General features: G+C 63.4%; 25 protein-coding genes. 12 read left to right on the top strand and 13 right to left on the bottom strand.

From position 1 onward, the window contains the following. From HCO70_RS08530 to HCO70_RS08500, 7 genes are all read left to right on the top strand, one after another. Nucleotides 1-915, top strand: a complete 915-nt coding sequence (locus tag HCO70_RS08530) for a DMT family transporter (RefSeq protein WP_172294940.1) — start codon at nucleotides 1-3, stop codon at nucleotides 913-915. An 87-nt stretch (nucleotides 916-1,002) separates the two neighbouring features. Then, a complete protein-coding gene (locus tag HCO70_RS08525) occupies nucleotides 1,003-1,863 on the top strand; it encodes an ATPase (protein ID WP_172294938.1) in 861 nt (286 codons plus the stop codon). Nucleotides 1,864-1,905: 42 nt separating this feature from the next. Then, entirely contained in the window at nucleotides 1,906-2,823 is a 918-nt protein-coding gene (metA, locus tag HCO70_RS08520; protein ID WP_172294936.1) for a homoserine O-succinyltransferase, read from the top strand. Between the two features lie 68 nt (nucleotides 2,824-2,891). Next, nucleotides 2,892-3,761, top strand: a complete 870-nt coding sequence (gene ppk2, locus HCO70_RS08515; protein ID WP_172294934.1) for a polyphosphate kinase 2 — start codon at nucleotides 2,892-2,894, stop codon at nucleotides 3,759-3,761. Continuing rightward, nucleotides 3,754-4,371, top strand: a complete 618-nt coding sequence (locus HCO70_RS08510) for a TetR/AcrR family transcriptional regulator (RefSeq protein ID WP_172294932.1) — start codon at nucleotides 3,754-3,756, stop codon at nucleotides 4,369-4,371. Before ppk2 ends, HCO70_RS08510 begins: the two co-directional genes overlap by 8 nt. Nucleotides 4,372-4,475: 104 nt before the next feature. Next, entirely contained in the window at nucleotides 4,476-4,994 is a 519-nt protein-coding gene (locus tag HCO70_RS08505) for a Hint domain-containing protein (protein WP_172294930.1), read from the top strand. Between the two features lie 55 nt (nucleotides 4,995-5,049). Beyond that, the gene (locus HCO70_RS08500; protein ID WP_172294928.1) at nucleotides 5,050-5,511 is read left to right on the top strand and encodes a DUF3237 domain-containing protein; all 462 of its coding nucleotides are present in this window, start codon (nucleotides 5,050-5,052) and stop codon (nucleotides 5,509-5,511) included. A gap of 82 nt (nucleotides 5,512-5,593) precedes the next feature. On the opposite strand, the gene rpsI is transcribed toward HCO70_RS08500, so the two are convergent. The 3 genes from rpsI to HCO70_RS08485 form a co-directional block, all read right to left on the bottom strand. Then, on the bottom strand, nucleotides 5,594-6,094 hold the full coding sequence (gene rpsI, locus HCO70_RS08495; RefSeq protein ID WP_172294926.1) for a 30S ribosomal protein S9: 501 nt from the start codon (nucleotides 6,092-6,094) through the stop codon (nucleotides 5,594-5,596). Next, complete coding sequence (gene rplM / locus HCO70_RS08490) at nucleotides 6,094-6,558, bottom strand: 50S ribosomal protein L13 (RefSeq protein WP_172294924.1); 465 nt, start codon at nucleotides 6,556-6,558, stop codon at nucleotides 6,094-6,096. Before rplM ends, rpsI begins: the two co-directional genes overlap by 1 nt. A 158-nt stretch (nucleotides 6,559-6,716) precedes the next feature. Continuing rightward, entirely contained in the window at nucleotides 6,717-8,126 is a 1,410-nt protein-coding gene (locus HCO70_RS08485; protein ID WP_253913140.1) for a PLP-dependent aminotransferase family protein, read from the bottom strand. 97 nt (nucleotides 8,127-8,223) lie between these two features. Between HCO70_RS08485 and HCO70_RS08480 the strand changes: the two genes are divergently transcribed. Together HCO70_RS08480 and speD are read left to right on the top strand one after the other, a co-directional pair. Beyond that, nucleotides 8,224-8,448: a DUF1127 domain-containing protein gene (locus HCO70_RS08480; protein ID WP_172294920.1), complete on the top strand. Its 225-nt coding sequence runs from the start codon at nucleotides 8,224-8,226 to the stop codon at nucleotides 8,446-8,448. 259 nt (nucleotides 8,449-8,707) lie between these two features. Further along, on the top strand, nucleotides 8,708-9,217 hold the full coding sequence (gene speD / locus HCO70_RS08475; protein ID WP_172294918.1) for an adenosylmethionine decarboxylase: 510 nt from the start codon (nucleotides 8,708-8,710) through the stop codon (nucleotides 9,215-9,217). Between the two features lie 15 nt (nucleotides 9,218-9,232). Here the strand turns inward: speD and HCO70_RS08470 are convergent, their stop codons facing one another. Further along, nucleotides 9,233-9,658 (bottom strand): NUDIX hydrolase, encoded by a 426-nt coding sequence (locus HCO70_RS08470; RefSeq protein WP_172294916.1) that lies wholly within the window; start codon nucleotides 9,656-9,658, stop codon nucleotides 9,233-9,235. Between the two features lie 103 nt (nucleotides 9,659-9,761). Between HCO70_RS08470 and speE the strand changes: the two genes are divergently transcribed. After that, nucleotides 9,762-10,616 carry a polyamine aminopropyltransferase gene (gene speE / locus HCO70_RS08465; protein WP_172294913.1) on the top strand — a complete coding sequence of 285 codons (855 nt, stop codon included), beginning with the start codon at nucleotides 9,762-9,764 and terminating at the stop codon, nucleotides 10,614-10,616. Here speE and HCO70_RS08460 read toward each other — a convergent pair. The 3 genes from HCO70_RS08460 to HCO70_RS08450 form a co-directional block, all read right to left on the bottom strand. Next, entirely contained in the window at nucleotides 10,613-12,013 is a 1,401-nt protein-coding gene (locus HCO70_RS08460; protein WP_172294911.1) for a cytochrome P450, read from the bottom strand. The genes speE and HCO70_RS08460 overlap by 4 nt on opposite strands. Next, a complete protein-coding gene (locus HCO70_RS08455) occupies nucleotides 12,010-13,311 on the bottom strand; it encodes a hypothetical protein (protein ID WP_172294909.1) in 1,302 nt (433 codons plus the stop codon). The genes HCO70_RS08460 and HCO70_RS08455 overlap by 4 nt, the downstream gene beginning before the upstream one ends. A gap of 64 nt (nucleotides 13,312-13,375) precedes the next feature. Continuing rightward, the gene (locus HCO70_RS08450) at nucleotides 13,376-14,128 is read right to left on the bottom strand and encodes a cytochrome c biogenesis CcdA family protein (protein WP_172294907.1); all 753 of its coding nucleotides are present in this window, start codon (nucleotides 14,126-14,128) and stop codon (nucleotides 13,376-13,378) included. 161 nt (nucleotides 14,129-14,289) lie between these two features. Here HCO70_RS08450 and HCO70_RS08445 point away from each other — a divergent pair, with 161 nt between their 5' ends. Further along, complete coding sequence (locus tag HCO70_RS08445) at nucleotides 14,290-14,520, top strand: sulfurtransferase TusA family protein (RefSeq protein WP_172294905.1); 231 nt, start codon at nucleotides 14,290-14,292, stop codon at nucleotides 14,518-14,520. Nucleotides 14,521-14,527: 7 nt separating this feature from the next. Here HCO70_RS08445 and HCO70_RS08440 read toward each other — a convergent pair whose 3' ends face one another. Continuing rightward, on the bottom strand, nucleotides 14,528-17,308 hold the full coding sequence (locus tag HCO70_RS08440; RefSeq protein WP_172294903.1) for a ribonuclease E/G: 2,781 nt from the start codon (nucleotides 17,306-17,308) through the stop codon (nucleotides 14,528-14,530). Nucleotides 17,309-17,888: 580 nt separating this feature from the next. On the opposite strand from HCO70_RS08440, the gene HCO70_RS08435 reads away from it, so the two are divergent. After that, nucleotides 17,889-18,956, top strand: coding sequence for an esterase-like activity of phytase family protein (locus HCO70_RS08435; RefSeq protein ID WP_172294901.1), 1,068 nt, complete (start codon nucleotides 17,889-17,891; stop codon nucleotides 18,954-18,956). A gap of 1 nt (nucleotide 18,957) precedes the next feature. Here the strand turns inward: HCO70_RS08435 and HCO70_RS08430 are convergent, their stop codons facing one another. From HCO70_RS08430 to HCO70_RS08410, 5 genes are all read right to left on the bottom strand, one after another. Then, nucleotides 18,958-19,764, bottom strand: coding sequence for an endonuclease/exonuclease/phosphatase family protein (locus HCO70_RS08430; RefSeq protein WP_172294899.1), 807 nt, complete (start codon nucleotides 19,762-19,764; stop codon nucleotides 18,958-18,960). Continuing rightward, nucleotides 19,761-20,165: an N-acetyltransferase gene (locus tag HCO70_RS08425; RefSeq protein WP_172294897.1), complete on the bottom strand. Its 405-nt coding sequence runs from the start codon at nucleotides 20,163-20,165 to the stop codon at nucleotides 19,761-19,763. Before HCO70_RS08425 ends, HCO70_RS08430 begins: the two co-directional genes overlap by 4 nt. Nucleotides 20,166-20,349: 184 nt before the next feature. Continuing rightward, nucleotides 20,350-20,709: a hypothetical protein gene (locus HCO70_RS08420; RefSeq protein ID WP_172294895.1), complete on the bottom strand. Its 360-nt coding sequence runs from the start codon at nucleotides 20,707-20,709 to the stop codon at nucleotides 20,350-20,352. 56 nt (nucleotides 20,710-20,765) lie between these two features. Next, nucleotides 20,766-22,097 (bottom strand): sigma-54 dependent transcriptional regulator, encoded by a 1,332-nt coding sequence (locus tag HCO70_RS08415; RefSeq protein WP_172294893.1) that lies wholly within the window; start codon nucleotides 22,095-22,097, stop codon nucleotides 20,766-20,768. Nucleotides 22,098-22,112: 15 nt separating this feature from the next. Continuing rightward, nucleotides 22,113-23,873: an ATP-binding protein gene (locus tag HCO70_RS08410; RefSeq protein ID WP_172294891.1), complete on the bottom strand. Its 1,761-nt coding sequence runs from the start codon at nucleotides 23,871-23,873 to the stop codon at nucleotides 22,113-22,115. Nucleotides 23,874-23,886: the final 13 nt, after the last annotated feature.

The following is a 23,886-nucleotide window of genomic DNA, read 5'->3' as shown; positions in this document are numbered from 1 at the left end:
ATGACACAGCAGACCTCCATGTCCGCCCGCGCCTGGGCCGAACTCATGCTCCTCGCCCTGATCTGGGGCGGCGTCTTCCTGTCGGTCCGGGTCGCGCTGGACGAGATCGGCTTCGTAACCGCCGTGGCGCACCGGGTGTTCTGGGCCACGCTGGTGCTCTGGATCGTTGTCACCGCCCGTGGCCTGCCCGTCCCGCGAAGCCCCCGCATCTGGGGCGCTTTCCTCGTCATGGGGCTCTTGAACAACGTGATCCCGTTCTCTCTCATGGCCTGGGGCCAGTTGCACATCGAATCCGGCCTCACGTCGATTTTCAACGCCGCCACCGCGATCTTCGGAGTCATCGTCGCCGCCATAGCATTCCGCGACGAGCGTCTGACCGCCCGCCGTGCCCTCGGCGTCACCCTCGGCTTTCTCGGCGTCGCCACAGCCATCGGCCTGGAAAATCTCGCCCAGTTCGACCTGCGCTCGCTGGCGCAGCTCGCCGTGCTCGGCGGCGCCTTCTCCTACGCGCTGGCCGGCGCCTGGGCCAAAAAGAACCTGTCGGGCCTGCCGCCGCAGGTCGCCGCCGCCGGCATGCTGACCGGCTCCGCCGTGGTGATGGTTCCTGCCGCCTTCTGGTTCGACGGCATGCCGAGCTTCGACCTGGAACTTCGCACCCTCGCCGCCATCGCCTATTACGCGCTGGCCGCCACCGCCTTCGCCTATCTGCTCTACTACCGCGTCCTCGCCATGGCCGGCAGCGGCAACCTGATGCTCTGCACCTTGCTGATCCCGCCCGTCGCCATCCTGCTCGGCGCATGGATCCTCGATGAAACCCTGCCGCCCCGCGCCTATCTCGGCTTCGCGCTCCTGGGCCTTGGGCTGGTAATCATCGACGGTCGCATGTTCCGACGCCGTCCTCCCGTGCCGACCTGATCTGCCAGTTCCACCCAGGCCCGCAGTCGCACTGGCCTTTCCGCCGCGTTTCGCGATAGTTGGGACGGGCGAGGCAGGGATACAGGCATGCTTTACGAGACAGCGGACGATTGGCATCGAGCGGAACGCAAGCGCGTTCTGCTCTTCGGCATGTCCGGACTGGGCAAGACCCACATCGCCTCGATGCTGCGCGAGACCGGCGGCTGGTACCACTATTCCATCGATTACCGCATCGGCACTCGGTACATGGGCGAATACATTGTCGACAACTTCAAGCGCGAGGCGATGCGCGTTCCGTTTCTGCGCGACCTGTTGATGTCGGACTCGATCTTCATCGGCTCAAACCTCAGCTTCCACAATCTCACGCCGCTTTCCACCTATCTCGGTAAGCCGGGTGACCCGGAAAAGGGCGGTCTTCCCTTCGGCGAATACATGGAGCGCCAGGAACAGCACCGCGTCGGCGAGATCAGCGCGCTACTCGACACCGGGCATTTCATCCACCGCGCCCTCGGCATCTACGGCTACGACCACTTCGTCTGCGATTCCGGCGGCTCGATCTGCGAAGTCGTCGACCCCTCGGACCCGCACGACCCGGTCATGAATGCCCTTAGCGAAGCCACTCTGATGGTCTGGATCAAGGGCAGCGACGCCCACACCGACGAACTGATCCGCCGCTTCGACCGTGCACCAAAACCAATGTACTACCAGCCCGATTTCCTCATTCGCGCCTGGGCCGACTACCTTGAAGAAACCGTTCTGCCAGAGGACAAGGTCGACCCCGACGCCTTTGTCCGCTGGACCTACGCCCGCGCCCTCGCCCACCGCCAGCCGCGCTATCAGGCGATGGCCGACAACTGGGGCGTCACAGTCACCGCAGAGCAGGTGGCCAGACTCCAGGACACCGACGGCTTCGACGCGCTGATCGCCTCGGCCCTTGAGCGGCGCTGACAACCCACATATCTCACCCAGTCTGCAAACGGAGATCAATCCATGCCGATTACCTTGCCGTCCGACCTGCCCGCATTCGAGGTTCTGAACCGCGAAGGCGTGATGGTCATGTCGGACGTGCAGGCGGAACGGCAAGACATCCGCCCGATCCGCATCGGCCTTCTGAACCTGATGCCCAAGAAGATCCAGACCGAGACACAGTTCGCCCGGCTGATCGGCGCCACGCCGCTGCAGATCGACCTGCAGCTCATTCGCATGACCGAACACCAGACCCGGAACACCGCCGCCGAGCACATGGAGGCGTTCTATCGCCCGTTCCAGGAGGTGAAGGACGAGAAGTTCGACGGCTTGATCATAACCGGCGCCCCGATCGAGCATCTGCCCTACCAGGAGGTGACGTACTGGGACGAGCTGACAGAGGTGATGGACTGGACCCAGACCAATGTGCATTCGACCTTCGGCGTCTGCTGGGGTGGCATGGCGATGCTCTGGCACTTCTGGCAGATCGACAAGCACATGCTGGACCACAAGGCATTCGGCTGCTTCCGGCACCGCAATCTCCTGCCCGCCTCACCCTACCTGCGCGGGTTTTCCGACGATTGCGTGATCCCGGTCAGCCGCTGGACCGAGATCCGTCAGGACGAACTCGACGCAGAGCCCGGGCTGACCACACTCCTCGGCAGTGATCAGTCGGGGCCCTGCCTCGTCGAGGATCAGGCACACCGCTCGCTTCTGATCTTCAATCACCTGGAATATGACAGCGGCACGCTGAAAGAGGAATATGACCGCGACATCGCGGCCGGCACCCCGATCAACGTGCCCGACAACTATTATCCCGGGAACGATCCGAAGCAGCCGCCACAGAACCGCTGGCGTAGTCACGCGCACCTGCTTTACGGCAACTGGATCAACGAGATCTACCAGTCCACGCCCTTCGACATGGGTCAGATCGGAGCCTGACGCGCGCCCGCATTGCGTTGCGGGCCGGGTCGGGCATACTGCCCGGTAAGAAAGTGAAAGAGGTAAACATGTCCCTGCCCTTCGACGGCGCGATCAGCGACTACTTCGAGAATCATGCGCCCAAGCCGGTTCGCGACGAGATCCTGGCGCATGAGGGCAAAACGGTCCTTGACGCCAGCTACCCTTATGACGACCGGATGGACGAAGACAAATACAAGAAGGCCCTGGAGGATCTGCAACTTGAACTCGCCAAGCTGCAATCTGACGTGAAAGCCACCGGCAAGCGCGTGGTTGTCGTTTTTGAAGGCCGAGATGCGTCCGGAAAAGGCGGTACGATCAAGAGGTTCCGGGAGAACCTTAATCCCCGGGTGGCACGTGTCGTCGCCCTGTCGAAACCCTCCGACCGTGAACAGGGCCAGTGGTACTTTCAACGCTACGCCGAACAGCTCCCGACAGAGGGCGAAATGGTCCTCTTCGACCGATCCTGGTACAACCGGGGCGTCGTGGAGAAAGTCTTCGGCTTCTGCGAGGATGCCGACCGTGAGCGCTTCTTCCGACAGCTTCCGGGCTTCGAAATGATGCTGCAGAGCGAAGGTATGCATTTCGTCAAGCTCTGGCTGAATGTTGGACGCGCAGAGCAGCTCCGGCGCTTTCTTCAGCGTGAGAAAGACCCCCTAAAGCAATGGAAACTAAGCGAGATCGACGTTGAGGGTCTGCGCCACTGGGATGACTACAACGACGCGATAAGCGAAACGCTCAGCCGCACGCACATGGAACTCGCCCCCTGGAATGTGATCCGCTCCGACGACAAGCGCCGCGCCCGGATCGCCGCCATCCGTGCCGTGCTCTGCGATATCGACTATCGCGGCAAGAACAAGAAGGCCGCCTGCGCGCCGGATCCAAAAATCTGCGGAGGCCCAGAAATCTGGAATGCCTAAGCGCGGCTACCATCACGGCGACCTGCGCCGCGCGCTGGTCGAGGCGGCGCTGAAGCTTATCGAGGAAAAGGGTCCCACCGGATTCACCCTCTCCGAAGCCGCGAAGCGAGCCGGCGTCACGCCTGCCGCCGTCTATCGTCATTTTGAGGGTCGCGAAGACCTGATCGCGGAAGCTGCGCGCCAAGGCTACCAGATTTTCGCCGACGTGATGGAATACGCCTACAGCAACGGCCAGCCCTCGGCGCTTGCTGCCTTCGAGGCAACGGGCCGCGCATATCTCGCCTTCGCCCGGAAGTATCCTGGCCACTACATTGCGATGTTCGAATCCGGTATCTCGGTCCACCGCAGTTCCGAACTGGCCCATGTCGCCGCCCGCGCAAACGGTGTACTGGAAAAGGCCGCAGCGGAACTCTCTCAACACATTCCCCCGGAAAAACGTCCACCTCCGGCAATGTTTTCCGCCCATATCTGGGCCATGAGCCATGGCGTCGTAGAACTCTTCGCGCGTGGCGCTGCCGGCAGCCGATCGCCTTTTCCGCCCGAAGAGTTACTCGAGGCCGGGATCGGCATTTACCTGCGAGGCCTGGGGCTGGTTGCCCCCGATTCCTGACACAGGATTGTTGCCGAACCGCCACCAGTTCGTTTACCGTACGGCAGGCGACGAGCCGGCAATTTTATGACAGGATTATGTTCAATTGAATCAAGGGGGTTTTTATGTCTGGCACCAGTCAGGAACTGATTTATCGCGTCATGCGGCAGGTTGAACCACCCGCCGCACCCGTCGAGCCGGTGCAATGGAGCATGCCGGGCTTCGCCCCCATGACCCGCATAGCCTGTTCCTTCGCCGACGTTCCCGCCGCCGCCCTGCGCGAACGAGACCAGGTGCGCAGCCGCAACGGTTTCATCGCGATCCGCCGGGTACGGCGCATGACGCTGGATCAGGAATTCCTGTCCCGCCACCCAGATGCCCAGCCCATCATGATCCAGGCCAACACCTTCGGCCCCGGAAAGCCTGCCGCCGATATCATGGTGTCGCCAGCGCAGATGATCTCGCCCGTGCCGGGCAGGTTGCCGGTTGCCCGCCGCGCCACCGAATGCCTGTCGATGCCCGGAGTATTCCGCCGGCCCGAGACCGGCCTCAGCTACACCATCATCGAACTCGACGCGCCCGCCGAGGTTTGCGCCGAAGGGCTATGGTGCAGCACTGCCACGCGGGACAGCGCCACCCATTGACCCTGCCTGCGCCTGCGGCCACCTTGCGCCCACCTAACGACGGGAGGGGACAGTCATGCCACAGGCGCCAGCACTCGAACACGCCTGCACGATCACGGCAGAACTCGGGCCGATCCGGGAAATGGGCGCCGGCCGCTTCGGCCAGCGCCGCATCATCCCGATCATCGGCGGCACCGTCTCCGGCCCGCTGCTGAACGGCACCATTCTGAACCTCGGTGCGGACTGGCAGACGATCCAGGCCGACGGCGCAGCGCATCTCGACACCCGCTACGCCTTCGAAACGGATGACGGCGCCCTGATCGAGATCATCAACATGGGCACCCGCCACGGCCCGCCCGAAGTGCTCGAACGCGTCGCCCGCGGCGAGGATGTGGACCCCGCCACCTACTACATGCGCACCACCGCCCGGCTCGAAACCGGCGACGCCCGTTATGCCTGGGTGAACAACACCATGTTCGTCGGCACCGGAAAACGGCTGGCCAGCGGTGTCGAGGTGCACCTGTTCGCCGTGCGGTAACGCGCCGCCCGTAACGACCTTCAGCGCATAACAAAAGGGCCGCCCAATCGGACGGCCCTTTCGGAAATCTGTCGCGAAGATATCAGCGCTTCGAGAACTGGAAGCTCTTACGGGCCTTGGCCTTACCGTATTTCTTCCGCTCGACAACACGCGCGTCGCGGGTCAGGAAGCCGGCCGCTTTCAGCGGAGCCCGCAGGCTCGGATCGTAAAGCTGCAGCGCCTTCGAGATACCGTGCTTGACGGCACCGGCTTGCCCCGAAAGACCGCCACCCTTGACGGTCGCCTGAACGTCAAACTGGCCCTCGACACCGGCAACGGTGAACGGCTGGCGCAGGATCATCTGCAGCACCGGACGCGCAAAGTAGGCATCCATTTCCTTGCCGTTAACCGAGACCTTGCCCGAACCCGGCTTGATCCAGACGCGGGCAACCGCGTCCTTCCGCTTGCCGGTGGCATAGGCACGGCCCAACTCGTCACGAACGGGCTCGCGGTTGATGAGTTCTTCGGTGACCACGGCCTCGGCTGCACCGGTACCCTCGGCGACCTGGCCCAGCTCTTCGAGCGAATTCACTTGATCGGCCATTACGCGGTCCTCGTGTTCTTCTTGTTCATCGACTTGACGTCCAGCACCTCGGGCGACTGCGCCTCGTGCGGGTGCTCGGCGCCGGAATAGACCCGCAGATGGGTCATCTGCTGGCGCGCCAGACGATTGCCCGGCAGCATGCGCTTCACGGCCAGTGTCACGACACGCTCAGGATGCGCCCCGTCCAGGATCTCTTCGGCAGTTTTCGACTTGATGCCGCCCGGATGGCCGGTGTGACGGTAGTAGGTCTTCTCGGCGCGCTTCTTGCCGGTAAGCTGCACCTTGTCGGCATTGATGATGATGACGTTGTCACCCATGTCCATGTGCGGCGTGAAGCCCGCCTTGTGCTTGCCGCGCAGGCGGTTGGCCACGATCGAGGCAAGACGGCCCAGAACAACGCCCTCGGCGTCGATCAGGATCCATTTCTTGTCGATATCCGCAGGCGTCGCGGTATAGGTCTTCATTCTCGGAACCTCGGTTACGGATAAGGGCCCGGCATATGCCCGGCCCGGAATTCGGATTGCGGGGTTATACACGCAGGAAATGGCCAGTCAAGCGGCGCAATCCTTATTTAATTATGTTAAAACAATGCTTTAAAATTATGGTATTATAATACCCCAAATCAGAAGCTGATATTCTCCGGCGGATTATCCAGCAATTCCCGCAATGTCACCAGCGCCCGCTCGAACCGCTCCATGCCAATTCGCGCGTTCATCGAGATCCGGATCGCGTGCGGTGCGCGGCCTTCGCGCACGACGAACTCCTCGGCCGAGCGCACCTGCACGCCCCTCGCCTCCGCCGCCTGGCAGAACGCCCCGGCGCGCCAGCCCGCCGGCAGCCGCAGCCACAGGAACGGCACATCCTCGCGCCAGGATATCTGGTAGCCGCCAAGCACGTTCAGCGCGACGCGGCTATATTGATTGATCACGCGGCGCACCTCGGACGTCAGGTCCGGCAGCCCCGGCCATGTCATGATCCCGACCACAAGTTCGACCATCGGCGCGGCGAGGCCGAAATAGTTGTATTCCGCCATCCGCCGCAGCCGTGCTCCGCGCCCCCGTGGCGCCACGGCGAACCCGACACGCAGTGACGGCGTCAGCAGTTTCGACAGGGATGAGATGTACCAGCTTTGTTCGGGCAGCATCGCCCGGTACGGCAGCCCCTGTCCCGGCCCCATCCGATAGCAATCGTCCTCGACCAGTTGTAGCCCGGTGCGTCGCGCGACATCCGCGATCTCCTGCCGCCGCCACGGCGGCGTGCACAAGGTCGTCGGGTTGTGAACCTCCGGCGACGTCATCAGCGCCTGTGCGCCGTGTTTAAGCGCCAGTTCCTCCAGAGCCTCCGGCACAATGCCGAAACCGTCCATCGGCACAGGAATCACCTGGGCCCGCACCAGTTCCGCGGCGCGCCGGAACCCGGGGTAGAACAGCTCCTCCACCAGGATAACCGGCGCATCCCCGCGCAGGCAGGCCTGCAACGTCAGAACCAGCGCGTTCTGCCCGCCATTTGAAATAACGACGTCACCGGGGTCGAGCGGCCCCAGATGTGACCCGGCCATCCAGCGGATCGCGGCCTCGCGCAGCGGCAGTTTCGTATCACGGTCGGGGTAGTCCAGCAGGCCGGCCACGCCGCCGTTCTGTCCAATCGAAACCATCAACTCGCGGATTAGGGCGACCTGCCCGACATCGGGCACCGAAGCACCGTACAGCCGTACCGGCCCCTCTGTCTCTTCCGACGCCTCTATATCCGGACGGCTGACAGGTACCGATATCGGCGCTGCATGATCCTGCGCCGCAACGAAGGTTCCCCGCCCCACTGCCGCCTCCAGCACCCCGTCATCCGTCAGGATGGTATAGGCGCGCGCTACTGTGCCCGGAGTAATTGACAGCTGCCAGGCAAGTTCCCGCACCGGAGGCAACTTTGCCCCAACCTCGAGGTCACCATCCGAAACCGCCTCGCGGATCGCCTCGACGACCGCCTTGTACTTCGGCCCGCCGCGCCCTTCGATGCTCGGCTCCCAAATTGTATTCAATACAATATTTCCCTCGACTTGGTACAAATCCGTTTGTATCCATTCAATCGTGGCAACTTCGCCACTTTGTGTCAATACAATTTTGAAAGGATATCCCATGACACAAGCACGCACCAACGACTCCCTCGGCTATCTGTCCAGCCGTCCCCTGACCCCGGTTGCAACCGCGGTTATCGGTTTCGTGGCGCTGCTCGTGAAGTGGGACGAGCGCCGCCGATCCCGTAAGGCACTCGCAGAGCTCGACCATTTCATGCTGTTCGATATCGGCATTACGCCTGAACAGGCTCGCCGCGAAATCTCGCGTCCATTCTGGCGCGACTGACGGTCCCCTGGGCGCCGGTTGCTTCCTGACCGGCGTCTGTTCTGGGGGCGGGTTCGGCCCGCCCCCCTTTTTGTACCAAAATGGAAAATGACGGCACGTAATTGCATAGCTGACATCCGTCGCAAAATTTTCTCTTGAACGACTCGAAGTGAGGTCCTAAGTGCGCCTCACGAGCGAGGGACCGATCCCAACCCCGAAGATAACGGGGGGGCGCTAAGGAACCTCTGGATTCAATCTGCTGGCTAGAAGGGGCAGTGCCATGGACGGCGCCAACCTCTTCCAACTGGGGATCGGTCTGGAGACAGGCGCCCACGAGGAAGATTCCTGTGTCCGTATGCAGGACACCACCATCTCTCGCGATCTCTTCGATGAAGATCGTGACGATCACTTCATCCGCCGTGACGGCCGCGTTTTCGCGGGCACGCACCTCATCATCGAGGTCGTGAACGGCACTGGGCTGGACGACGAAGCCCGCATTCAGCAGGCGTTCCGCGACTGCGTTGACGAATGCGGCGCGACTCTGCTGCACATCCACACGCACAAGTTCTCGCCTCAGGGCGTGTCGGGCGTGGCGGTGCTGGCCGAGTCGCATATCTCGGTTCACACTTGGCCCGAGATCGGCTACGGCGCCTTCGATGTGTTCATGTGCGGCGATGCGCAGCCCTGGCGCGCGGTCGGCGTACTGAAAGCCGCGTTCGCGACCGATGACGTTCGGGTCAACGAACTGCTGCGCGGTGACGGCCTGGTTAATGGGGCCGAGGCCGCCTGATCTTCCGGGGCCGGCTCAGCCCGGCCCCGCCTCCAGTGCCAGTCGCAGCACCGTGTCCACGTCCCGGCTCATTGGCCTGGCACCTGACAGAACCTCGTCAAACGGAATCCAGTCCGCTTCGGAAACGTCATCTGCTGCCCTCGCCTGCCCGCCGCGATAGGCGCAATGCACTGCGACCAGCAGAAAGTGATGCTCGGTCCCGCCATCGTCATCCGGCAGGATGATGTCGAGGTTGACGAGTTGGCTGATTGCCTCGGCGCTCACGCCAGTCTCTTCGCGCAATTCACGCAGGGCCGCATCTGCAACGGTCTCGCCCCAGTCGACTTTTCCGCCGGGATAGCCCCATAGCCCCGCATCGGGCGGATTTTTCCGGCGCACGAGCAACAATTGCCCTTGATGCGGCAGAACGGCCAGTGCGGCTAGGATCGGACGTCGTTCCATGTTCCCCGCTTAGCTTGCCCCCGTCGCGTCAACAAGCACCGCGGTTGACTTCCCGGCCAACCTGCCCATGGTCTGCGCAGCCGCCGAGCAAGGAGCAAACATCATGAACGATCTGACCGGATGGAGCGTCGAGCGCCTGCATGACGATCATGCTCAGGCCCTGCGCGAAGACGAGGTGTTCTATGACAGCCGCACCGAACATCAGCGGCTACGCGTCTTCTCCAACCCGACCTTCGGGCGCATCCTGACGCTGGACGGCGTGGTGCAGACCACCGAGGGCGACAACTTCATCTACCACGAGATGATGTCGCACATGCCGGTCTTCGCCCACGGCGCGGCAAAGCGCGTCCTGATCATCGGCGGCGGCGACGGCGGCATGGCGAAAACGGTGCTGAAGCACACCTCCGTCGAGCATGTCACAATGGTCGAGATCGACGCGGGCGTCGTCGATTTCTCCAAGGAATACCTGCCGGGCCTCTCGGAGGGCGCCTTCGACGACCCGCGCCTGCACCTCGTCATCGCCGACGGTGCGCAGTTCATCCGCGAGACCGAAGGCGGCTTCGACGTGATCATCGTCGATTCGACAGACCCCATCGGCCCCGGCGAGGTGCTGTTCACCGACAGTTTCTACGGCCACGCCAAGCGCGCAATGGCGCCGGGCGGAATCATCGTGACCCAGAACGGCGTACCTTTCCTGCAGGGCGACGAGCTGACCAACACGATGCGTGCCTTCAAGGCGCTGTTCGCGGACTGGACGTGTTACATGGCAACCGTGCCGACCTACGCGGGCGGTCCGATGGCCTTCGGCTGGGGCACGGACAGCGATGCGCGGCACGTGGACCTCGCGACGTTGCAGGACCGCTTCGCATCAGCCGGCATCGAAACCGATTACTACACGCCCGAGGTACATCTCGGCGCCTTCGCCCTGCCTCCTTACGTCTCGCGGCTGATGCCCTAAACCCGCTCGGCGCTGGCCGTCGCAGGCGTCGGCGCCGTCCCGGACGAAACCCGCTCGCTCACCCGAAGCCGGATTCCGTTCTTTGCACGCACCGTCAGGTAGGCGACCGGCACCGGTTCGGCGCCCTCGATCCGCTCGAACCGGAACGCCCGGACCAGCAGCGCCAGCAGCAGAACGCCCTCCGCCATAGCGAAACCGGCACCGACGCAGACGCGCTTGCCGGCAGAGAACGGGATATACGCGTCCCGCATGCACTCGCGGCCTTCGGTGGTCTGGAACCGGTCGGGATCGAAATCGTCCGGCCGCTCCCAGATCCGCTCGTGCCGGTGCAGGTGCCAAGGGCTGATCACCACCTGCGCGCGCTTTGGCAGATCCCGGTCGCGGAAACGCTCCGGCTTCGTCGTTTCGCGCACCATCATCGGCACCGGCGGATAGAGACGCAGCGTCTCTCGGAAGACGTCTCGCGTAAAGCGCAGGCGCGACAGATCCCCGAAATGGATCGCGTCGCCAAGCGCCGCGGCCTCCTCGGCAACCCGCTCCTGCGCCTCGGGGTGCAGCGCCAGAAGGTACAGCGCCCAGCCGAGCGCAGAGGCGCTGGTTTCATGCCCCGCAAGAAAGAAGATCGCGACCTGGTCTACCATCTCGTCGGTCTCGAACAGGAGGCCGGTCTGTGGATCCGGGGTGGACAGAATCTTGGTCGCAAGGTCGTTCGGCGGCGCACCGGCCTCTATGGCCCACATCCGGTCGGTCGTTAGCTGCGTGATCAGATGGCGGATGGACTTGGCGGCGCGGATCGTGCGGCCCCGGTGCAGCCGGGGCATCCATCGCGGCACAGGCAGGAAAGCGGCGAGGTTCAGGATCGGCTGTGTCCGCTGATAGGTGCGGAACTCGCGGAAGACCCGCGCCGCGATCTCGTGCTCGATGGGAATGGAAAACAACGTCCGAAAGATCACGTCGGCGGCGGCGTGGCTGGCCATCTCCTCGATCTCTACATCGCCCTGCCGCGCACGCAGCCTTTCAACCGCTGCCTTGCCTGCAGCCAGCATCGCCGGAAACGTTTCGCGCAACCGGCCTCCCTCGAAGGCCGGGTCAATGATCCGCCGTTGGCGCAGCCACGTCTCACCGTTGGTCAGGAACACCGAATTACCCAGCAAAGGGCGCAACCCTTCGCCAACGCGCGACGACTTCGGAAATTCCATCGGCCGCGCGTTCAGAACCTCGCGGATCAGCTCAGGCTGGTTGATCAGGTAAGACCGGAAGAACGGCGTCCTGAACTCCGCCATCCACGCCCGATACAGGCGCGCGGGCTGTGCCGACAGGATGTCCTGGCGGAACAGGCGCAGATAGCGCCAGAGAGAGACCTTGTCGGCCCGGGCTTCCGGTTTTGGCGGTTTCATGCTGCCATCGACGTATAGCGTGACGCTGGCACGTCAATTCGTGAGCGGGATGGTGCCCGGCCCTCGTACCGCTCGGCGAGGGTCAGTGGACCGGCTGTGATCTGGAAGTAGTCGTAATCCCCGGGCCGGTCGAAAGCGCAGAGATACTGGAAATGCAGCCGGAAGAAACGCCAGCGCAGCGCCTTCCACCGCTCCGGGCTAAGCGTCTGGGTAAAGGCAGCCGACAGGATCAGCGGCCAGCGTTGATTTGCCGGGGCGACACCAGATACCGCCACCGGATCGCAGAGCGCGAAGGCACAGCCATCCCCCGGTGCAGTCACGTCGACCCAGGTCAATTCCTCCCGCTGCGACAGGTAATGCAGGTCAGCGCGCAGGCGGTCGGCCTTCGGTAGGAAGGACACCATTGGCGCCACCTGCCCAAGCGACAGGAAAGCCAGCTTCGCGCCGTTCGCCGGCACGCGCCCGGCACGGATCAGGTCGGCAAGGATCGTCACCGCAAGGTGCGCACCGGAACTGTGGCCGACCACCAGCACTTCATCCGTGTCCCCGGTCAGTGCCTCGGCGATGATCTTCCCGAACTCGATCATTCGCGCCTCCAGTTCCGGCGGATAGGCTCCATTCAGCTGGCAGGAATACGCGTAGTCATGCATCAGGTAGTAGGCGTAAAGCTTCCCATCCATCGCCTTGAACCAGCGCAGGACAGCGACGGTCGCCACGCCGAACGCCGCCCACCAGACAAGGTTCAGGAAGAGTGTCCAGACAGCACCGCCTGCCTCTGCACCGAACCAGCCCAGTACCAGCCCGACAACCGCTCCGATCAGCCGGATCAGAAGCCCGCCCGCGGCGGCGCCCGCGACAACCGCCAGGACGGCCTGCAGGATCAGCATTCCCACCGGGTACAGCGCCGCCAGCACCGGCCCTTTCCGCATCCACATCAGCCGCCGCAGCGTGCCGGTCGCGATGTAGGTCCACGCGGTACGGGCAAGCTGCAGATACGTCGCCGGGATCGTGTTCGACATCGAAGCGCGCACGATATCTGACCAGACCAGCACCTCCACCCCGGCGGCGACCTTCTGGTCGCCGATGATGGCGCGCACATCCCAGCCGTATCGCTCGCCCTCGCGCGGCTTGATCCCGATCCGGTAGCCGGAAATCTCCGCCTGAGCCGCGGATTCCTTTCGGTAGAGTTCGCGGTAGCGGCGGGGGTGAATCGGATCGTAGCCCGGAATGTAAAAGACCCGGCGGCGCTTTACGGGATGGTTCGGCTCTGGCGCCGTATCGGGATCGCGATCATTCATCTTGCCGAGATGCTAAGGGAAGTTCGGGGCAAGATTAAGCCGCCGTAACGGCCCGATTAGCGTCTCAGCCGATCACCGCAAGTCCCGGGAACTTCTCAAGCAGCCAGTAGGAGAATGCGGTGAACTGCCCTGTCAGCATCATCAGCCCGACGGTCCAAAGCAGCAGTCCCATGATCTTCTCGATCCGGTCCATGTGCCGCTTCATCCAGTTCATGACCCCCTTCATCCTCGGGAAGAAGGCGGCGACCAGCAGGAACGGAATACCCAGCCCCAGCGCATACACCCCCAACAGCAGCGTGCCGCGCGGCAGGCTGGCCTGCTCCGCGGCAATCGACAGGATGGCACCCAGGATCGGCCCGATGCAGGGCGTCCAGCCAAAGGCGAAAGCCAGCCCCAGCACATAGGCGCCAAAGGCACTGCCCCCGCGGTCGCCCGCCTCCAGCCGCAGCTCGCGATCCATAAAGCCGATGCGGTAGACCCCGATGAAGTGTGCGCCGAAGATCATCACGACGATCCCGGCGCCGATCACGAACCATTCCTGGTTCTGCAGGAAAAACGCGCCGAAGGCCGAGGCGGTGAAGCCGAGGAACAGAAAGACCGTCGACAGCCCCAGCACGAAGAAGATCGCCGACATCAGGACGCGCCGCCTTGCCGCGCGGTCGGCCTCCATCTCAGCCATGCTGATCCCACCCATATAGGCGAGATAGGGCGGCACGATCGGCAATACGCAGGGCGACAGGAAGGACAGGAACCCCGCCGCCGCCGCCACCAGCATGGCGGGCAGCAGGCTAGCATCCATGATGTCGACGCCGAACATGCAGGTCCCTTCCGTTCCCCTCGTCCGCTTCTCTTAGCGGCTGGAAGGTGTGGCGTCACGGGGCGCTTTGGTCACATCCCCGTGGCGCTACTACAGTGCGGCGGAACGGTACCCCAAAAGGCACTTCAAGCGCGCTGCTCGATGGCCTAAGCATCGCAGTCATGGATCACGATGCCTTCCTCGATGCCCGCGGCCTGATATGTCCCCTGCCCGTCCTGAAACTTCGCAAGCGCCTGCAGCCGCTCGAGCCGGGTCAGGTTCTGGAGGTTCACGCCGACGATCCGGTCGCCCTGATCGATATCCCGCATTTCTGCCAGGAAGCTGGCCATGCGCTGGCGCATCACGAAATGCGGGACACGATACAGGTCTACCTGATCCGGAAAGGCGGGTAGACGGGGCTTAACGCCCCATCGACCACCAGCCGCGTTTCTTCGGCTTCGAGCTGTCCTCGTCCGCCTCTGCCATTGCAGGCTCGGGCTCGGGCTCCGCTTCAGGTGCAGGCTCCGAAGCCGTTTCCGCTTCCGGCTCAGCCGCGGCAGCCGGTTCCGGCTCCGCAGTCTCCTGCGGCTCGGGCTCGGCCTCTGCCACAGGCTCCGGAACCGCAGCGGGCTCCTCGGCAGGCGCCGCTTCAGCGGCTTCCGTTTCCACCTTCAGCTCTTCAGCCTGCGCTTCGGCGGCCTCTGCCGCTGCGGGCTCTTCGGTCGTCGTGGATTTCTTCGACCGCGAAGACGATGACCTGCGGCGCGAGCGCTTCGGCTTTTCTTCCGTCTTCGCCTCCGCCTCCGCCTCAGCCGTTTCCGGCTGCGCCTCGGCTACTTCGGCTGCTTCAGCCGGCGATTCCGTGGCAGTCTCGGCTTCGGCCTCGCCTTCACCTTCGCCAGATGTCACGTTTGTCTGATCATCGCCATTCGACTGGGCCGAGGACTGTTCGCCCCCCTGCTCACCACCATTGCCGCTTCCGCGCCGACGACGGCGACGACGGCGCCGCTTCTTGGGTTTATCGTCGCCATCCGTGGTGTCCGGAGTATCCTCGGCTTCCGCTGCGACGGCCTCTTCTTCCTCGTCGAGATCCGCCATCAGCGACGCGTTGACCGACACCACCGGCGCTGCTTCGGCCACCGGCCGGGTCGCGGTCTTGAACTTCTCGATGGAGAAATCCGGCGAGATCAGGAACGGATCGGCCTCGATCCGCACCGACATGCCATAGCGCGCCTCGATCTGCGCCACGTGCTCGCGTTTCTGGTTCATCAGGAAGTTGCAGATGCCCACCGGCGCCTTCAACAGCACCTCGCGCGACTTACGCCGCGTGCCTTCTTCTTCCAGCTGCCGCAGGATCGACAGCGCAAGGTTGTCATCCGACCGGATCAGGCCGGTGCCGTGGCAATGCGGACAGGGCTGCGTCGTCGCCTCCAGCATGCCGGGGCTCAGCCGCTGCCGCGACATTTCCAGCAGCCCGAAGCCAGAGATGCGGCCCACCTGGATACGCGCGCGATCCGTCTTCAGCTTGTCCTTGAACTTCTTCTCGACAGAGGCGTTGTTCTTACGCTCCTCCATATCAATGAAGTCGATCACGATCAGCCCGGCAAGGTCACGCAGGCGCAGTTGCCGCGCGATTTCTTCCGCCGCCTCGAGGTTCGTCTCAAGCGCCGTCTCCTCGATCGACCCCTTCTTGGTCGCCCGGCCGGAGTTGACGTCGATGGCCACCAGAGCCTCGGTCACACCGATCACGATGTAGCCGCCGGATTTCAGCTGCACCACCGGATTGAACATCGAGGACAGGTACGACTCGACCTGATAGCGCGCGAAAAGCGGCATCTGGTCGGCGTAGTTCTTCACGTTCTTCGCGTGGGACGGCATGATCATTTTCATGAAGTCCTTGGCCACGCGATAGCCGCTTTCGCCCTCGACCAGAACCTCGTCGATGTCGCGGTTATACAGGTCGCGGATCGACCGCTTGATGAGGTTGCCTTCCTCGTAGATCTTCGCCGGCGCGATGGATTTCAGCGTCAGCTCGCGGATCTGTTCCCACATCCGCTGCAGGTATTCGTAGTCGCGCTTGATCTCGGACTTGGTGCGCTTGGCGCCCGCCGTCCGCACGATCAGCCCCGCACCCTCCGGCACGTCGATTTCCGACGCGATCTGCTTCAATTTCTTGCGGTCGGTCGCGTTCGTGATCTTGCGAGAAATCCCGCCGCCACGCGCCGTGTTCGGCATTAGCACACAGTACCGCCCGGCCAGCGACAGGTAGGTGGTCAGCGCGGCGCCCTTGTTGCCCCGCTCTTCCTTGACGACCTGAACCAGCAGGATCTGACGAACCTTGATGACTTCCTGGATCTTGTACTTGCGCGGCTTCGGCCGGCGCGGCTGACGGATTTCCTCGGTGACGTCCTCTTCCGCGACGGATTCGATCTCTGAATCCAGCTCGGTCGCATGATCGACGGCGGCATAGGGCTCGTCGTCATCGTGATCGTCATCTTCGTCATCGGAATCATCGCCATCGTCGTCGGACCCGTTCGAAGAGGTTTCGGACGTCGAAGCCTCGGTTTCGCCGGTTTCGTCTGAGTCTGAACTCTGCGCTTCGGCTTCATTCTCTTCCGGCTCAGCCGTATCCGCCGCGCTTTCCGCCTCTTTCTTCGCCTTCGACTTCTGGTCGTCGTCGGTCAGATCGACCGGACCCGTGTCGTCATCGTTGCCGTCTTCATCAAGGTCAACGACACCCATGCCGGGAATGTCGTCGCTGGAGACTTCGCGCGTCTCTACAGCGTCGTCGGAAACGATCGACTCGGCCTTTTCGGTGGTCTCTTTCTTGTCCGACGACTTGCGCCGCCGCGACCGGGACCGGCGCGAAGAAGATTTCGGCTTCTCGTCCTCGTCCTCGTCCTGCGCCTGAGCATAGGCGCGCTCTTCGGCGAGCAGAGCCTCGCGGTCCGCGACCGGGATCTGGTAGTAATCCGGGTGGATTTCCGAGAAGGCCAGGAAGCCGTGGCGATTACCGCCATACTCGACGAACGCCGCCTGGAGCGATGGCTCCACGCGAGACACTTTCGCAAGATAGATGTTGCCGGCTAGCTGGCGTTTGTTTTCAGTTTCAAAGTCGAATTCCTCGACCTTGTTTCCGTCGACCACCACAACGCGGGTTTCTTCCGCGTGGGTGGCGTCGATGAGCATTTTCTTTGCCATGAAGTCCTTCGGCACCGCGGCAAAACCCCTTTCCCTGGCGGGGCGGAGCTGTGCGGCGGGTGTCTTGTCTGGGCGAGGCTGGGCGCGCGCGCGTCAGCGAGAGGCGGCTCTGTGGCCGTCCGTCCGCTCATGTATCGTCCTGCGCGCCTCATCGCGGTTCTTCTCCGGCGTCCCTTGTTGTCACGGACACCAATTCAAGGCCCGGCCTCTGCAGGCTTTCTCGGGCGATTCCCTGGCCGCTCGGGCCTGGTTTTCATCTCGCGTTTTTCTTCGGGCGTTGCCGTTGGTCAGAAAATCGCGAAAATTCAATTCTCTACGCGCCGGCAGATCAAAGCTCTTGGCGCGCTGCCTTGTAACATAAAGGCGAATACGACGGATTTACAATGGCGAAAATTGCGGACAGGTCGCGTTCCGAAGAAATGAAGCCATTACATATACAACCCAAGGCTGTTTTGTGGGCAGGTCGTATTTTGCCGGTCCAGCCGTTGGGCAGAACGCGAAAACTGTCGTCTCTCCGTCGCTGCTTCGTCACATGCAACCGCTAGCGGAATGTCGTCCCAATCTTCGCCGGAGACCCGCCATGAACCGCACTATCTGCACCGCGCTTGCCACGTTCCTCGCCATGCCCGCCTTCGCGCAGGACGCGCCACCCACACCGGAATTCCTGGGTCAGATCGTCGTTCCCTCCGGGTTGTCCGTGGCTGGCGTGGTTTTCGGCGGCATCTCGGATCTCGCCTACGATGCGGAAGGCGACCGCTTTCTCGCGATCTCGGATGACCGGGTGCAGAACGGTCCCGCGCGTTTCTATGAGCTGAAGCTGGGTCTTGCAGAAGGCATCGTATCTCTCGATCTCGCGGCCATGCACGAGCTTGCCGGCCCGAATGGTGCCTTTGCCGAGAAAGGTACCGACCCCGAAGGCATCGCATTCGATGGCACCCACCTGTTCTGGTCGAGTGAGCGGGACGAAAATGGCCGGCCCGCCATTTACATGGCCGCGCCGGACGGGTCCGCGCCGGAGCCCATCGCGCTTCCCGAGGCCTATCTGCCCGATACGGACAACACCAGGGGGATCTACAACAACCTCGGCTTCGAGGGGCTGACGCTGACGTCCGACGACAAGCTGATCGCCGGAACCGAGAATGCGCTGGCGCAGGACGGGCGGAAGGCGACGCTGGAATCCGGCAGCCCCGCGCGCCTGCTGGTCATCGACCCGACCACGATGCAGCCCGCAGCGGAATACCTCTACGTGACCGAGCCGATCTCTATCGAAGCGACGCAGGATCCGTTCTGGAACGACAACGGGCTTTCAGCGATCGAGGCGATGCCGGACGGGCGGCTCGTAACCGTCGAACGCACCTTTGCGCTCGGTGTCGGCAACCACATCCGGTTCTTCATCGCCGACATGAGCGGCGCTGACGATATCTCAGGCACCGCATCGGTCGATCCCGCCGCTGTGACGTCGGTGACGAAAACGCCGTGGTTCGAAATCAGGGAAGGCGACTTCGGACTGGATATCGACAACATCGAATCCTTCGCCTTCGGTCCCGTCATCGACGGAAAGCAGACCTTCGTGATCGCCTCCGACGACAACTTCAATCCGGCGTCCCAGTTCACCCAGTTCGCCGTCTTCGCGATCCCGGCGGAATGACCTAAAACGCGAGATCGAGGATCAGCGGGCGGTGATCCGAGACGACCGGCTCCGCCGGAACGTCGAACGACACCACCCGCACCTCGGGCGAGACGAACATGTAATTCGCGTGCCGTTGCGGCTTCTTGTAGAGCGACGTTCGCGTGTCATCGTGCCCGCGCGTGGTCACCAGATCGGTCAGCCCGATCCCGCCAAGAACGCCGAACACGTCCGAGCCCGGCAGCACGTTCAGGTCACCTGCGACGACAACTGGCTCACCCGGCTCCCGGAACGTCTCGACCGCCGCCGCAAGCGCCCGCCACTGCGCGCTCCGCTCCGGCGTGTCGCCCTTCCCCGAAGGATCCCGCAACCCGTGCAGGTGACCAACGACGACACTAGAATCGTCACCCGTCGCAATCCGCGTCACCTGACAGGTCCGGGGCACCGGCTCCTCGCCCCAGCCGCCGACACGAAACGAGCCATGAACGAACCCCTGCCACTGCCCTGCAATCGCAAGGTCCGGCGCGACCCACTGTGCAATCCCGTGCTCCGAGGGATGCACCCCGCCATCCGCGTCCAACAGATCGCCTCGCGCCGCCGGCGCGAACCGCGCCTGATAGCCCGGCAAATCTGCCGACACATCCGCAAACAGATCCCGCCGCTGATCCAGCGACCGGAACGCATCGCCATAGCGCAACCACTCCGGCCCCGGCGCCAGCCCGCGGATTACCTCCTGCAGACACAGTACATCCGCACCGACCGTCCCGAGCCACGGCCCAAGCGCATCCCAAACCTGCCCGCCCCAGGCATTCAGGCTGACGATCCTCATTCCGCGTCCGGCTCAAATCTGAAAACGAGCTCCAGCTCGTCCCGGATTGGCAGACCATTCGCCGCCACCAGCGGTAGCCCAGGCTTCAACTGCCGCGCACGGTCCACGGCGCCCGGCCGCAAGCCACAAAGCCGGAATCCGGCGCGCTGGTAGAAAGCCAGTGCCGCGATGTTGTCATTCGTCGTCGTCAGCCGCACCGCGCACCGGCCAGACTCCCGCGCCACCCCAAGCACCGCTTTCAACAGCTTCGTACCGATACCCTGCCCGGCAGGGCGCGCGCCGATGGCAACCAGCTCCAATTGCTTGCCGTCATCGAGATAGGTGGCATAGCCATCGCCGCACCTCATAGCGTCACAGTCCTCCAGCCGAAGCCATTCCCCATCCCGCACCACGTCCGGCATTCCAAAATCCTCAGAGACGCGACGGGAAAGCCAGCCTCTCTCCTCCGGCCGCAGCGGTCGCACGTCCTCGCTGCATCCGGCCTCCGCGTCGGAGCCATTGCCCATGCCTCATCACCTCCGGTAGCCGTACGCAATCAATCCGCCGACCCGCGGCGAACATATCGTGCTGGCGAAAATTCGCATGTCAGCTTCGCCGATACGCTTGATAGCTCAGGATTGCACCAACCAGAAAGTTGAAAGCGATGAGGGCATAGGTCACGGGACCCTCGCTCATCTGCGGCGCTGTCGGGAAGAACATCCGATATGCACCGGCGGCAAGAAGAAGCCATCCTGCCAGGGTCACAAGCCCCCGCCAGTTCAACTGCCAGATATTGTGAAACCGCACCACCCCGAGACCGACGGCAAACAGGATCAGCCCGTTCAGATACACCAGCGTCGGGTCCGCTTCGGTCCAGATCCCGAGATTCAGCGCCTCGCTCGCCGACAGCACCACGAGGATGGGCCCAAGTAGCGACGCGATGATGCCGGAGACATCACCGCGCATGGCAGCCCCTCGCAAGGGACTGTTCCGCAGACCACATGGTCAGGTGCACGCTCTCGCTAAAGATAATCCGACCGCTGCAGCCCATACTTGGCCATCTTCTCGTTCAGCGTCCGGCGTGGCAGGCACAGTTCATCCATGACCGCGACGATAGAGCCCTTGTGGCGCCGCATCGTGTTGTCGATCAGCATCCGCTCGAACGCCTCGACGTATTCCTTCAGCGGCTTGCCCTCGGTGGTCATGACCGGCTGCGTCTCGTCGCTCTCCGCCATCAGCAGCGACGCGATGGTGCCGGTGCCGCGGCGGTTCTGCAGCACTGCGCGCTCAGCCACGTTGATCAGCTGGCGGATGTTGCCGGGCCAGGGCGCCTGCAGCAGCTGTGCGGCTTCCTGCGCCGACACCTTCGGCGCATCGCAGCCGTATTCCTCGGCGAACTGTTCGGAGAAATGGGTGAACAGCATCAGGATGTCCTCGCCCCGCTGGCGAAGCGGCGGCAGAGTGATCTTCATCGCGGCGAGGCGGAAATACAGGTCCGGCCGCAGCACGTCCTCGCAGGTCTTGCCCTGCTCCTGAAGGTTCGAGATCGCGACGATCCGGGTCTCGGCCGGCGTCCCCTGCTCGTTCATCCAGCTCAGCAGCCGGGCCTGAAGGTCCTGCGGCAGCGACTCGATATCTTCCAGCACCAGCGTGCCGTTCCGCGCCTCTTCCAGCGCCGGCAATCCGCCGCCTTCCTCGATCGGCCCGAAAAGACGCGCTGCGAGCGCATCGCTGTCCTGTCCGGCGCAGGAAAGCAGAACGAATTTCTTCCCGGCCTTGGCGCCAACCGCGTGCAGCGCATGCGCCACCAGCGTCTTGCCGGTCCCGGTTTCGCCGTCGATCAGCACATGCCCTTCGGCCTGCCCCAGATCGAGGATGTCCTCGCGCAGACGCTCCATGACCGGCGACGCGCCGATCAGCTTCTTCATCAGCGTCGAGCCGTCCGACAACTCCTTGCGCAGCGCGCGGCTGTCCAGCGTCAGACGCCGGCGCTGCGTCGCCTTCTTCGCAAGCTCCGTCATCCGGTCCGGGTTGAACGGCTTTTCCAGAAAGTCGAACGCGCCCACGCGCATCGCCTCGACCGCCATCGGCACGTCACCGTGGCCGGTGATCATGATCACGGGCAGCGCCGAATCCACGCTCATCAGCTTCTTCAGGAACTGCATCCCGTCCATGCCGGGCATCTTGATGTCGCTGACGACCGCGCCGGGATAATCGGTTCCCAGGGTCTTCAGCGCGTCTTCGGCACTGGCGAAGGTTTCGGTGTCGAACCCGGACAGGGCCAGCCACTGGCTGATCGATTGCCGCATATCCTGTTCGTCATCGATGATGGCGATTTTCATTGCCTGCGTCATTAGTCTCTTTCTACCTCACTCGGCAGCTTTGATATCCGTGTCTATCAGGGGCAGGCGAACCTCGAACACGGCCCCGCCGGCACGCCCGTTCCGGGCATATAGCCTGCCGCCGAGGTCCTTCACGATGCCCGAGGAAATCGCAAGGCCAAGGCCCACCCCATCGCCTGGCGCTTTCGTCGTATAGAACGGCTCGAAGAGCGATTCGAGATCTTCGATCCCCGGGCCGTTGTCCCTGACTATCAGGGCAGCGGTCTGCCCGACGGTCAAGAGAATCTCGATTGCCGGCTCTTCGACCTCCTTGGTCGCGTCCACGGCGTTGCGCAGCAGATTGATCAGAACCTGCTCCAGCCGGATGCGATCTGCCATGATCATGACGGGTTCGGCAGGCAGCGAGCGGGTGATCTTCACCTTCCGCTCTTTCAGCTGCGGCTCCATCATCGACAAAGCCGAAGAAATACAATCCCTTGCATCCAGCGGCTCCAGGGCATCGCCACCCTTTCGGGCAAAGCTCTTCAGCTGCCGCGTGATCGCGCCCATGCGCTCGATCAGATCGTCCACCCGCTGGAAGCTGGTCAGCGCCTCTTCCGGCCGACGCCGCTGCAGCAGCAGCTTGGCACCGGCGAGGTAGGTCTTCATCGCCGCCAGAGGCTGGTTCAGTTCGTGGCTGACGCTGGCCGACATCTCGCCGAGGGCGGCAAGTTTCGAGCTTTGGGCGATGGTCTGTTCGGCCACCTCGAGGTTCTTTTCCACCCGTTCCCGTTCGGCGATTTCCCGCTGCAACGTATCGTTCAGCTGGCGAAGCTCTGCCGACTCGCGCTGGAAAAAGATCGACCGCGCCAGCGCCCGGCGGCTGGTCAGATAGAAACCGCCCGCCAGCAGGATCGCGAAGAACATGATCTCCAGCGCAAGCACGCCGTTCACCCGTTCGCGCACGCTGGAATAGGTCGTGTATGTGACCATCCGCCAGCCGCGGAACGGAATCCGGTTCTCCAGCCGCATTAGCGCCGAGCCGCGGTAGAACGCCTCCGTCGGCAGCGCGGCCCAGTCCGCGGTCGCGCGGATCGCCCGTTCGATGGCCGACGGCGCGGACCGCAGCTTCAGCGCCTCGTCTTCCGTCAGCCCGCGCCACCTCGGCTCGGTCGACAGGATGATCTGTCCTTCGCTGTCCAGAACGACGACGGCATCCGAGATCGTCGACCACTGCTGCTCGAACTTCCGCAGGTCGACCTCGACCACGATCACGCCGATCAGTTCGCCGGCCGCCTCGATCCGGCGGGAATAGACGAACCGCATCGCCCCGTTATCGGTCCGGTAGGCGTTGAACACGGTCTCGTTGGATCGCAAAGCAGAGATGAAATACGGCTCCGTCCGGTGCGAGGAGCCAATCAGGGCCCGGTCCGACGCAGCCACCGTCCGGCCGCTGGCATCTAAAAGGATCAGCGATGCCGCACCGATTTCGTCCTTCACGCCGATCAGGCGCTGCGATGTCTGGCTGAAGTCGGCGGAGTTCAGCGCCCCGATCAGCACCGGGTCGCGCGCCAGCAAGAGCGGCACGACGGAGTTCCGCTGCAGTTCGCTCAGCAGGTTCCCTGCATACAGCGTCTGGCGAACTTCGGCACGGTTCTTGGTGGAAACGGTGTAGCGTTCAGTCAGCAGTTGGTTGGTCACCCAGACCACCGCGACCGCCGCGACAATGAAGACGAGCAGAGACATCCGCGCACGCCACGAAAGCGCACTGCGGACCGGTTCCTTGCGCGGATCGGTGGTCTCACTCATCGCAACAATCTAG

Source organism: Pseudoruegeria sp. HB172150, assembly GCF_013184805.1.
Classification (GTDB): domain Bacteria; phylum Pseudomonadota; class Alphaproteobacteria; order Rhodobacterales; family Rhodobacteraceae; genus Psychromarinibacter.
The sequence above is the reverse complement of the archived record's forward strand: the minus strand, read 5'-3'. Positions and strand labels throughout refer to the sequence as shown.

What these genes read in the sequence shown, in the direction of transcription:
- HCO70_RS08530 (WP_172294940.1), top strand. Translation starts at nt 1, where the DNA reads ATGACACAGCAGACCTCCATGTCCGCCCGCGCCTGGGCCGAACTCATG.
- HCO70_RS08525 (WP_172294938.1), top strand. Translation starts at nt 1,003, where the DNA reads ATGCTTTACGAGACAGCGGACGATTGGCATCGAGCGGAACGCAAGCGC.
- metA (WP_172294936.1), top strand. Translation starts at nt 1,906, where the DNA reads ATGCCGATTACCTTGCCGTCCGACCTGCCCGCATTCGAGGTTCTGAAC.
- ppk2 (WP_172294934.1), top strand. Translation starts at nt 2,892, where the DNA reads ATGTCCCTGCCCTTCGACGGCGCGATCAGCGACTACTTCGAGAATCAT.
- HCO70_RS08510 (WP_172294932.1), top strand. Translation starts at nt 3,754, where the DNA reads ATGCCTAAGCGCGGCTACCATCACGGCGACCTGCGCCGCGCGCTGGTC.
- HCO70_RS08505 (WP_172294930.1), top strand. Translation starts at nt 4,476, where the DNA reads ATGTCTGGCACCAGTCAGGAACTGATTTATCGCGTCATGCGGCAGGTT.
- HCO70_RS08500 (WP_172294928.1), top strand. Translation starts at nt 5,050, where the DNA reads ATGCCACAGGCGCCAGCACTCGAACACGCCTGCACGATCACGGCAGAA.
- rpsI (WP_172294926.1), bottom strand. Translation starts at nt 6,094, where the DNA reads ATGGCCGATCAAGTGAATTCGCTCGAAGAGCTGGGCCAGGTCGCCGAG.
- rplM (WP_172294924.1), bottom strand. Translation starts at nt 6,558, where the DNA reads ATGAAGACCTATACCGCGACGCCTGCGGATATCGACAAGAAATGGATC.
- HCO70_RS08480 (WP_172294920.1), top strand. Translation starts at nt 8,224, where the DNA reads ATGACACAAGCACGCACCAACGACTCCCTCGGCTATCTGTCCAGCCGT.
- speD (WP_172294918.1), top strand. Translation starts at nt 8,708, where the DNA reads ATGGACGGCGCCAACCTCTTCCAACTGGGGATCGGTCTGGAGACAGGC.
- HCO70_RS08470 (WP_172294916.1), bottom strand. Translation starts at nt 9,658, where the DNA reads ATGGAACGACGTCCGATCCTAGCCGCACTGGCCGTTCTGCCGCATCAA.
- speE (WP_172294913.1), top strand. Translation starts at nt 9,762, where the DNA reads ATGAACGATCTGACCGGATGGAGCGTCGAGCGCCTGCATGACGATCAT.
- HCO70_RS08460 (WP_172294911.1), bottom strand. Translation starts at nt 12,013, where the DNA reads ATGAAACCGCCAAAACCGGAAGCCCGGGCCGACAAGGTCTCTCTCTGG.
- HCO70_RS08455 (WP_172294909.1), bottom strand. Translation starts at nt 13,311, where the DNA reads ATGAATGATCGCGATCCCGATACGGCGCCAGAGCCGAACCATCCCGTA.
- HCO70_RS08450 (WP_172294907.1), bottom strand. Translation starts at nt 14,128, where the DNA reads ATGTTCGGCGTCGACATCATGGATGCTAGCCTGCTGCCCGCCATGCTG.
- HCO70_RS08445 (WP_172294905.1), top strand. Translation starts at nt 14,290, where the DNA reads ATGGATCACGATGCCTTCCTCGATGCCCGCGGCCTGATATGTCCCCTG.
- HCO70_RS08440 (WP_172294903.1), bottom strand. Translation starts at nt 17,308, where the DNA reads ATGGCAAAGAAAATGCTCATCGACGCCACCCACGCGGAAGAAACCCGC.
- HCO70_RS08435 (WP_172294901.1), top strand. Translation starts at nt 17,889, where the DNA reads ATGAACCGCACTATCTGCACCGCGCTTGCCACGTTCCTCGCCATGCCC.
- HCO70_RS08430 (WP_172294899.1), bottom strand. Translation starts at nt 19,764, where the DNA reads ATGAGGATCGTCAGCCTGAATGCCTGGGGCGGGCAGGTTTGGGATGCG.
- HCO70_RS08425 (WP_172294897.1), bottom strand. Translation starts at nt 20,165, where the DNA reads ATGCCGGACGTGGTGCGGGATGGGGAATGGCTTCGGCTGGAGGACTGT.
- HCO70_RS08420 (WP_172294895.1), bottom strand. Translation starts at nt 20,709, where the DNA reads ATGCGCGGTGATGTCTCCGGCATCATCGCGTCGCTACTTGGGCCCATC.
- HCO70_RS08415 (WP_172294893.1), bottom strand. Translation starts at nt 22,097, where the DNA reads ATGACGCAGGCAATGAAAATCGCCATCATCGATGACGAACAGGATATG.
- HCO70_RS08410 (WP_172294891.1), bottom strand. Translation starts at nt 23,873, where the DNA reads ATGAGTGAGACCACCGATCCGCGCAAGGAACCGGTCCGCAGTGCGCTT.